This window comes from Streptomyces glomeratus (assembly GCF_021462825.1).
Taxonomy (GTDB): Bacteria; Actinomycetota; Actinomycetes; order Streptomycetales; family Streptomycetaceae; genus Streptomyces; species Streptomyces glomeratus.
On sequence record NZ_JAKEEB010000050.1, the window covers coordinates 24,039 to 32,356 of the forward strand.

Here is an 8,318-nt window from a genome sequence, read left to right on the forward strand (position 1 = left end):
GCCCCGCCGAGCACAGTGCGTACAGAGTGCCGCCGCACATCGGCCGTACGGGGTCATTACGCCGACTGCGGCATGTCCATTCCCGCCGTCGGCTCCCCTGGCCATCGCCGGAGGCGACAACGGTCCAGGTCACGAAGGCTCCTGCGGTGCGGCGACCGCAGTAGCGCGAGCAACGATCTCCCGGAAGGTGGGAACTCCCAGGTCGACTGCCTCCTGTTTCCGGGCGATCTGCGCGTCGAGTTGGGCAATCTTTTCCTCGGCGTGGGTCAGGCTGCTCTGCAGTCCTTCGATCTCGCCGAGCCAGCCCTCCCGCTCAGCCTCCAGGATGCGCGCGAGGAGGTTGTCGCGGATCTCGACGAGCCGAGGCCGTTCGGACGCGTGAACGATCAGAACGGGGCAGCGGACACAAGCGTGCTCATGAGCACAATCAGTTCCGTATGCGCGGCCGCAGTCGCCCAGGGCAAGCTTGCGGCGCTCAAAGTGGCCGAGGAATTCGTCCCATTCCTCCGGGGTGACGGTGCGGTATTCCTCGACAGGCCGCAGGGCCCGGCGCCGGGCGATGAAGGCTCGATGTGCCTCGATGGCGTCTGTCGGGTAGATCGCGGCATATCCCATCGTCGTTCCGATGTGGTCGTGACCAGCAATGACCTGGGCGATGTGTGGCGGCATGCCGTTGAGGATGGAGTCCGTGATGAAGATTCGACGGAAGTCATGGGGCTGGAAGATGAGGGGCTCGCCCGCGCTGTCCACCAAACCCGAGGCCAGCAGAGTCGCGTCGAGTCCCCTGCGGATCGACGCTGCAGACAGCGGACGTGAGTATCCACTCATGCGATCTTGGAACAACAGTGGCATCGGCGGGTTCCAGACCCGTTCGTAGTGGTCGTAGCTTCGAACCAGGGGAACCCGACCGTCGGGGGCCCGGACTCGGGAGACAACCGCGCTCAGGACGTCCGCCAGTTCTGGTGTGACCAGGACAAGTCGCTCCTGGTCCGTCTTCGACGGGGCAATCTGCAAGAGCGGAACGACCTGACCAGTGGTGGGCAGCTTGTAGCTGATGATGCTGTGATGCCCCAGCTCGAGAAGCTCTTCGATGCGGATGCCGGTGTGCCGCAAGATCTCGATCGCAGCCCACGCCCAGAACGCACTCCGCTCCTCGCCCGCGAACGATCGTCGGCGGCCGGAGGCGTCCCAGGCATGGATCGGGCGTCCGTCAGCGCGCTTACTGGAGCGTGGGACGGTGAATGTCTCGCCCAATACGGTGAATGTCGAGCTGAGCGGTGCGGCGTTGAGTGCATCGAGCCGGGCCTTGGCCTCCTTCCGGAGGCGGTCGGCTGTCTGCACCAGTGTGGGCAACGCGGGCAGGCGCTCACGAGTGCGTTGGTCCATCCGGGCCTTGAGCTGGCGGTCAGCCTTTGCTGTCGAGCACTCGGCTTCACTGATCGGGCAGGGAGCGACCCAAGCGGCCCACTGGCTGGGGTCTTCCACGGCCCACTCCGCCAGGTCCAAGTACAAGGCCCGGACCTGGGTCTTGATGGCAGTCGCGTTCCTGCGTGGCTCTGTGACCTCGCCGAACGAGCCGTCGGGCAGACGCTTGCGGACGGTCTTCGTGGCCAGACGGAGCTTCCAGGCAGTGATCACCTCGGCTGGCAGCCGAAGAGAGTCGACGCCCGGATGATGTCGCTCCAGGTCATCCCAGAACCGAAGCGCCAGCGAGACGGTGAGCCCTTGCAAGGATGTGAAGTCGAGACCTACGGACCGATGGGAAAGATAGGCGACCAACAGATCGCGGATCGGCCGGCATTGCAGCTGGTAGCGGTCCACAAGATCTGCCGCAGTGAGTTGCCCGGTGCGGTGCGAGATCCGGAAGAGCGTGTGCGGTGCGTCTGCTGGAAAGAGGCCCAAGTCGCGCAGCCAGGTGTAGGCGAGCTCGATCCGCCGGTTGCTGTTGGTCCGGTTCGTGCGGTGCCATAGCAGCAGGTCACCGACGACGATGTCGTCGATGGTGCCGCCCTGGCAGGCCATGATCTCCGCGATGGTCTTCAGCCCGGACGAACCGTCAGCCGATGACAGGTTGGTCGGCAGTGACGCCCTCAGCCGGGCGAATCCCTCGGGGTCGCGCGTTGCCTCCAGAGCCGGTCGGAGGTGCCGTGATCTTGACCCGATGAGGAACTCCGGGTCGGGTCTGACAGCATCCGCGCAGAGCAGCGCCAGAACCCCGACCAGCAGCGTTTCGCGGCGGGACACGCGGGCTTCCGAGCGGGCCCACTTCGCGAAGGCGTCCCTCCATCCTTGGGACGCGATCTGCTGGCCGTAGGTCGGGCTCGCCTGCCAGCGCTGTTGCCAGGTCTCGCCGGGGTAGGTCGCCAGCCAATCCAGCAGAAGGCGTGCACCGAACATACGAGTTTCCTGAGCGCTGCTGTCCGCAGCTCGCAGCGGCGGACGAGCCAGCCGCTCAAGGACTTCTCCGCGCGAGAGGGCCGTTGCTGGCCACGTACTCGGCTTTTCCCGAGATGGGAATCGGTCCATCAAGGCGAGCGCTTCTGCGCCCACCAAGCTCGTTTCCCGCGGGACGAAGCTCGAGGCGACCTGTGTCGTAGCGCTGGTCATGACACGTTCCGGCCGAAGAGGATGGACAAGGAGTCGGGGTTGTAGGACGGTTCATCGACGGGCACGGGAGGCTCCTTGCGTCTCTGCTCCTGACGGGCATGGTGGGCAAGCCCAGCAGCAATGACGTCGTCCCTGGTGGGACAGTTGTAGATGTCCAAGGTCGACAGGTACTTGTGACCGAGGATCTTCTGCACGTAGACCGGCGGCATGTTCGGGTCGTCGAGCATCAGGAACGTCGCCGTGTGCCGCAGGTCGTGAAGGGTCCAGTTGGCGCCCAAGAGCTCGTTGGCACGGTTGAACATCATGCGGGCCGCGTCGTACTCCAGCGGCCGCCAAGGGCGCCGTAGTGTCCACCACAGGGGGTGGTGGCGGCCGCGAGGCACGCCCATCTTCCAGGCAGCCTCTTGGTAGAGCCGCAGCCAGACGAACGCGTCCGGGGTAGCGGGCAGCTCCTGGTATTCGCGGCTGCCCTTGCGGATTACTCCGATGGTCTGCTCGCCTACGATCGCACCGCCCTGCTTGGCGGTAAGCAGTTCCTCGGCGCGGGCGCCAGTGGCGACCCAGAAGGCCAGCAGTGCCCGGTCGCGGTGCGAGCGGAGCCCGGCGAAGACCTCGGTGTACTTCTCGTCGGGAATCCGCCGCGGGATCTGCTGAGGAACGGTCGGCCGGTAGAGGCCGGTGCGCCGGTTCCGGTGCTTCTTCTCACCATCGCTGTGCGACCCGGGCCGAGCCGAGCGGCGTTCACGAACCAGCGGGAATGGGTTGACGAGCAATGCCCCGACGTTGCCATCCAGATGGAAGTCGTAGAACTGCCGCAGCACCGTCTCGCAGTGAGCACGGGTTCTCGGCGAGTACTTCGTCCCGACGGTGGGCTTGCCGGTGACCGGATTCGGTGTCCCCGGCACCGGCCTGTCACTGCGAGGCGGTGGGATCTCGGACGGGGCCTTGCCTCGGTGGCGCCAGTGGACGCGTACCGGCTTGTCCGCCACCTTCATCCACAACATGAAGTCCCGGGCATCCTCCCGGGTCGCACGGTCCCACTCGACCCCGAGCACCCACAAGAACCGGAACCAGCGCAGCAGATCCATGCCGTACGAGCGCGGCGTGAGCGGCGAGCTGTCCCTCGCCATCAGCTCCTTGAGGTACAGCACAGTGGGCATCACCGGTCTCCCGACCGGATCCAGCACCCTGTACGGCTCCCAGGGGTCTCCCGTCTCCAGTAGCCGGCCTAACTCGGGCAGGACGAAGGCCCTCAGATCCCTTACGGGACTTTGCTCATCAAGCACGTCGGGAAGCTAGCAGATACCCCACCTGAGCTGCGAAGACTTATGAGTTAGTTCGGTCAACAAGCCCGTCCCTGCACCGCGGCTTCTGCCCGTGCTGCGGAACCCACCTCGTCTCCGTCGCCGACGATTCCGAAATGATCATGGTGATGACCTTCAGCCTCACCGACCAGAGGTCGCCACGACCGACAGCCCGCCAGGCGGCGGTACCTGTTCAGCTTGCTCGGCGTCCGGAATTCGTCCTTCACCCATGTAGGGGATACTGGCACACCGCGATTTCGGCCCCGCAGTGCTGCCCTGCACGGTGCTGGCGATGTCCTTGCCCTGGACGAGGGCCAATAGAGGGGCGAAGGGCGTGTGCCGCGCAGGCGCGGGTACGGGCAGGGTGGCAACGGGGGAGAAGGCGGTCGGCATGGAACCAGCGGTGCCCTTGGGTGAGGACGGCACGGCGCCGGATGAGCGCACCCTGCAGACCGCCGTGGCCCTGAGCGGGGACGGCACGGACATCGCCCAGGCCCGCCACCTGACCGCCGGCTTCCTCACCCGTGTGCAGGCCGAACATGGGCTGCCCGTCTCGCAGCGCGCCATGGATCTGACCCAGCTGGTGGTCAGCGAGCTGGTCACCAACGCCCGCAAGTACGCGCCCGGCCCGATACTGCTGGACCTGCGCATCACCGGCGACACGGTCGAAGTAGTGGTGTGGGACTCCGACCCGGTACTGCCGGTGGCCCGGGCCGCCGACGCAGGCCGGGTAGGACAGCACGGCCTGGAGATCGTCATGGCCGTCTCCCAGGGCTTCGAAGCCCAGCGGGAGCCAGTCGGCAAACGCATCACCGCCCGCATCGCCCTCATAGACGACCCAGGCGGGGAACTCGCCGGACGCCGGCCCCTGTAACAGCAGGACGTTCGGCAGACCGTGTCGAGGACTGGCTGACGCGCACCCGGCAGCCACCCCGCGACGCCCACCCCCGGCACCTGCGCCTGATCCAGGGCGGAAGGCAAGGACCCCTCACGCGTCCGCAGGCCGGTCGGCGGCGGTCCGACGCCGCCTGACCAGCACTCGCCCACCCACTCGGCCCCGCTCTGGTCACCGCCACACGCGCAGCTCCAGCTGCGGTAGGCGCCTGACCAGCCAGGCAGTGACGAGCCCGATGGCGGCACCGGCGGCGACGTCACTGGGGTAGTGGGCGCCTGACTGCATCCGCTCCACGGCCACGAGGGCGGCCGGCACCGAACAGTTCCTTCCGGCCAGCGGCCACGAGGGGGCAACCGCAGCCGTAAAGGCCACCGCGGCCGCGGTGGCCAACCTCGCACTTTATGGTGCACCTGAACGAACTACGGACCGTGCTGACCGAGTTCACCTACGCTGCCGACAGGCGTCCGTCCCTCGCGTCGGCGGGCGCTCGGCGGTTTGTGAGGAGTGGGCGTGGGACGGTGAACTTCAGCGCTCGCGCCGCAGGGAGACGTGCAGGGCTCCATTGTCGTCCCGGCTCAGGAAGCGTCCCGCGCCCTTTACGTTGGTCACCAGTGGCACGATGGTTCCGCGGCCGAGGACCTTCGCAGTATTAGGGCCCTCGTTGAGATCTACCTGCACGGCGGCGGGTTCGGTGCCTTCGGCAGTCGAGTCCTGCTGGACGGCTCCGTACGCGGTTCCATCGTCGCGGATCGAGACGATCACGATGTCTTTCCGGTCGCCACTCTTGGCCAGACAGATACCCTTCTTCCGCTGCAGATCGAAGACGACGGGCCCGGCGGCGAGATATCGGCCGTTGGGTGATGCGACCACGCCGTACTCACGGTTCGATCGGTAGTTGCCCGCATTAATGTGGTTGTTCAGGTCGTAGCCGCAGGTCATGGATGCCTGAAGACGTCCTGTCCCCAGATCGTGCACGGACCACACGGGATCGGCGCCAGTGCCGTCCTCCTTGTCCGGGGTCTGCCAGCCGGCGAACAGGTGGCCGTCGATGACGCCATAGGCCAGTCCGTTGAAGGGAGCTAGCTCGCCGGTCCGCTCGGTACCGCTCGGGCGCACAGAGTCGCTGAACCAGTGGCCCACCAGGCCAAAGCCTCCGTTGTAACACCAACCAACGGGCCTTCCGGGGTGGCCGTGATGACACGGCCCCCCGCGCAGTCAGCCTGGCCGCACTGGGACAGCAGGTCATCAGGATGGTTGTAGGCGGTGCTCTGACCCGTCACCACATTCACCGCATACGCACGTGCCGGGTACATGCCCGAGTCGACCATATTGCCCAGGCCGACCAGTACCCGGCCACCGTACGCGGAGACCCGCACCGCCAGCTCTCCCTCTATCGGCAGGTCGATCTGCCGTAGCGGCTTCACCGACGTGCCCTGCCCGTCAGCGGCGTACACCGCCAGACTGACCACTGCGGTGCCGTCGTGCAGTGCGTCCTTCCTCCGCACGCCCTGGGCGTAGGTGACGACGTACTCGCGGCCCTCCTGATCAACAACCGTCACACCCGGCGTCTGCGACGACTCGGAATCGCTGGGCGTGGGTATCTCCCATGGCGCTGAAGACCACTTGATCCGCCCCGTGTCAGCGGCCCGCACTATGGTGGTGTAGCCGTTTGCAGCCCCCTGAATGCTGGCAACCCCACCGGCGCCCGGCACCGCCACCACGGGTACGTTGGCCGCCTGCTTCGGAACGCTGCCGAGTGCCGTGTCCCATCCCTCGCCCGCATCGTAGGCAGCAGGCACGCTCAGTTTGGCGAGTGGCTTCGCCTGGTGAAAGGGATTCAGAGGGTTGCCGTTGCTGCCCTTATGGCCGCCATCTGCCTGGCCGCTGCAGCCCGCCAGCGATACCACCGTCAGTGCCAACGCTCCCGCCACTGCCCGAACGCGCATCCCGTGTACGTCCCCTTTGCCCTCGTGACGGAGCCGTCGGACCGTCGGTGACCGTCCGACCGCCGACCGTATCAAGAGACCGAACAGCTCCCAACGCAGGCGCCAACGTCGAAGACGGCCATCGCGGCGGCTAACCTCGCGCTTTCTCGAAGCGGCGTCCAGCAGGTGATCAAGTAAAGACCAAGGCCCACTTGGCCGCGGACGGCCGTCCACGGCCTTTGGCGTTCACCGTCACTGCGGGCCATGCCGGTGACGGATCCACCTTCGAGACGGCCATGGCTCGCATCCACGTGCTCCCAGGCCCCCGCCGCTGATCAAGAACACGCGCCCGGCACCGCGGAAGCTCACCAAGCAAGGCCCCGATTTCGCCTCGTCAATTGAGCGAACTCTGTCGCGTCTTCCGGGCGGACACCGCCGCCTTCGTGGAGATGATCCGCCGTTTCCTCGCCAGCGCCCGACGCGCCCGAAAGGTCGACCCCCATGTACCTGGTGACCACTGACAGCCGGCTCGGGGCCGTCGTCGTCGCCCCTCAGTGCGCCGACGACCTCGACGACGAAACGCGCGCCGCTATCGAGGCCGCCGCCTTCACCTGGCGGTCCGACATCGAAGCCTTCACCCAACCCGGCCAGGACCGAGAGGCGGCCGCCCGAATCGGGCTGCGGCTCGTCCAGCTCGGGCACGACGTCTTGGCGGTCTCACCAGGCCAGCACCAACCCAGCCCGGAGGCGGGGGAGTGGTACCCCCGCTGCCGGGACCGACCGAAGACACGACCGAAAGTCACACCATGCCCGACTCCCTGATCCCCGGCGCGTCTGACTGCGACGGCGTCAGCGAGGACGCCATGCGCTGGAGGCCCGAGGAGCAGCACAGCCAGGCCGACGCGCTCACGGAGCTGTTCGGCGGCGAAGCCGACGTCATCCACGCCTACGCGCGCGCCCAGGCCCTCGCCGACGGGGTCCTGGTGGCCGCCCCGACCGAGCTGGCCAGGGAGGCGGGCTTCCGGGTCCCAGTCGCCTTGACTGCCGCCGCCTGGGCGCACTGCGTGTTGTGGGGCGACGAGGACAGCCGCCGCCAGACCCCGCAGGACGAGACGGGCCGTCTGTGGGACATCCTGACCATGACCCGCTCCGCCATCCGGCGCAGCCAGGGCGGGGCAGCAGCGTTACGGTCGAGTTGTACCGGATTCCGCGAGGCGGCCGCGCCCGTCAGCCCCGCCGAGTCCGGCTTGCCGCCCAGATCGGGCCCGGCGACAACGCCGAGCGGGTCATGACGATCATGCAGCCGGGCGAGGACTGACGCCCTCGGCGGGCGCGGCCGGGCCCGGGCTGTTTCGCCGGTGCCGGTCGACCCCGGCCCGTACCCCACGATCCCGGGTCCTGTCGGGAGGCAGGGCTAGCCGCCCACGAAGCCCCCGTCAGGGGACTTCTCCGCGCCCGGCCGACGGCCGGCCCCGCCTCGGGCGCCGGTTGTCGTACGACGCCTGGCAGGAGGCGGCGGCCGCCGCGCCGTGGCCCCCATGCTGCGCCCCACATCGAGGCGTACACGAAGCCGGGCCAGGACGAGAC

8 protein-coding genes are annotated in these 8,318 nt (G+C 67.5%); 3 read left to right on the top strand and 5 right to left on the bottom strand.

Annotated features, from left to right (window positions below; genetic code table 11):
* Window positions 1-129 precede the first annotated feature (129 nt).
* Both LZ604_RS32910 and LZ604_RS32915 read right to left on the bottom strand, forming a co-directional pair.
* Complete coding sequence (locus LZ604_RS32910) at window positions 130-2,397, bottom strand: tyrosine-type recombinase/integrase (protein WP_234519712.1); 2,268 nt, start codon at window positions 2,395-2,397, stop codon at window positions 130-132.
* Window positions 2,398-2,603: 206 nt separating this feature from the next.
* Window positions 2,604-3,767, bottom strand: a complete 1,164-nt coding sequence (locus tag LZ604_RS32915) for a tyrosine-type recombinase/integrase (protein WP_234519713.1) — start codon at window positions 3,765-3,767, stop codon at window positions 2,604-2,606.
* A 535-nt stretch (window positions 3,768-4,302) separates the two neighbouring features.
* On the opposite strand from LZ604_RS32915, the gene LZ604_RS32920 reads away from it, so the two are divergent.
* Window positions 4,303-4,785, top strand: a complete 483-nt coding sequence (locus LZ604_RS32920) for an ATP-binding protein (protein WP_234519715.1) — start codon at window positions 4,303-4,305, stop codon at window positions 4,783-4,785.
* Window positions 4,786-4,977: 192 nt separating this feature from the next.
* Here LZ604_RS32920 and LZ604_RS32925 read toward each other — a convergent pair whose 3' ends face one another.
* The 3 genes from LZ604_RS32925 to LZ604_RS32935 form a co-directional block, all read right to left on the bottom strand.
* Window positions 4,978-5,178: a phosphatase PAP2 family protein gene (locus tag LZ604_RS32925; protein ID WP_308283703.1), complete on the bottom strand. Its 201-nt coding sequence runs from the start codon at window positions 5,176-5,178 to the stop codon at window positions 4,978-4,980.
* A gap of 153 nt (window positions 5,179-5,331) precedes the next feature.
* Window positions 5,332-5,946 (bottom strand): hypothetical protein, encoded by a 615-nt coding sequence (locus LZ604_RS32930; RefSeq protein ID WP_234519717.1) that lies wholly within the window; start codon window positions 5,944-5,946, stop codon window positions 5,332-5,334.
* Window positions 5,886-6,725 carry a hypothetical protein gene (locus LZ604_RS32935; RefSeq protein ID WP_234519719.1) on the bottom strand — a complete coding sequence of 280 codons (840 nt, stop codon included), beginning with the start codon at window positions 6,723-6,725 and terminating at the stop codon, window positions 5,886-5,888. Before LZ604_RS32935 ends, LZ604_RS32930 begins: the two co-directional genes overlap by 61 nt.
* Before the next feature lie 507 nt (window positions 6,726-7,232).
* On the opposite strand from LZ604_RS32935, the gene LZ604_RS32945 reads away from it, so the two are divergent.
* Together LZ604_RS32945 and LZ604_RS32950 are read left to right on the top strand one after the other, a co-directional pair.
* Entirely contained in the window at window positions 7,233-7,553 is a 321-nt protein-coding gene (locus LZ604_RS32945) for a hypothetical protein (RefSeq protein WP_234519721.1), read from the top strand.
* Window positions 7,538-8,023: a DUF6573 family protein gene (locus LZ604_RS32950; RefSeq protein ID WP_234519723.1), complete on the top strand. Its 486-nt coding sequence runs from the start codon at window positions 7,538-7,540 to the stop codon at window positions 8,021-8,023. The genes LZ604_RS32945 and LZ604_RS32950 overlap by 16 nt, the downstream gene beginning before the upstream one ends.
* Window positions 8,024-8,318 lie beyond the last annotated feature (295 nt).

Coding starts and splice junctions, on each gene's coding strand:
- LZ604_RS32910 (WP_234519712.1), bottom strand. CDS start 2,397: ATGTTCGGTGCACGCCTTCTGCTGGATTGGCTGGCGACCTACCCCGGC.
- LZ604_RS32915 (WP_234519713.1), bottom strand. CDS start 3,767: ATGCCCACTGTGCTGTACCTCAAGGAGCTGATGGCGAGGGACAGCTCG.
- LZ604_RS32920 (WP_234519715.1), top strand. CDS start 4,303: ATGGAACCAGCGGTGCCCTTGGGTGAGGACGGCACGGCGCCGGATGAG.
- LZ604_RS32945 (WP_234519721.1), top strand. CDS start 7,233: ATGTACCTGGTGACCACTGACAGCCGGCTCGGGGCCGTCGTCGTCGCC.
- LZ604_RS32950 (WP_234519723.1), top strand. CDS start 7,538: ATGCCCGACTCCCTGATCCCCGGCGCGTCTGACTGCGACGGCGTCAGC.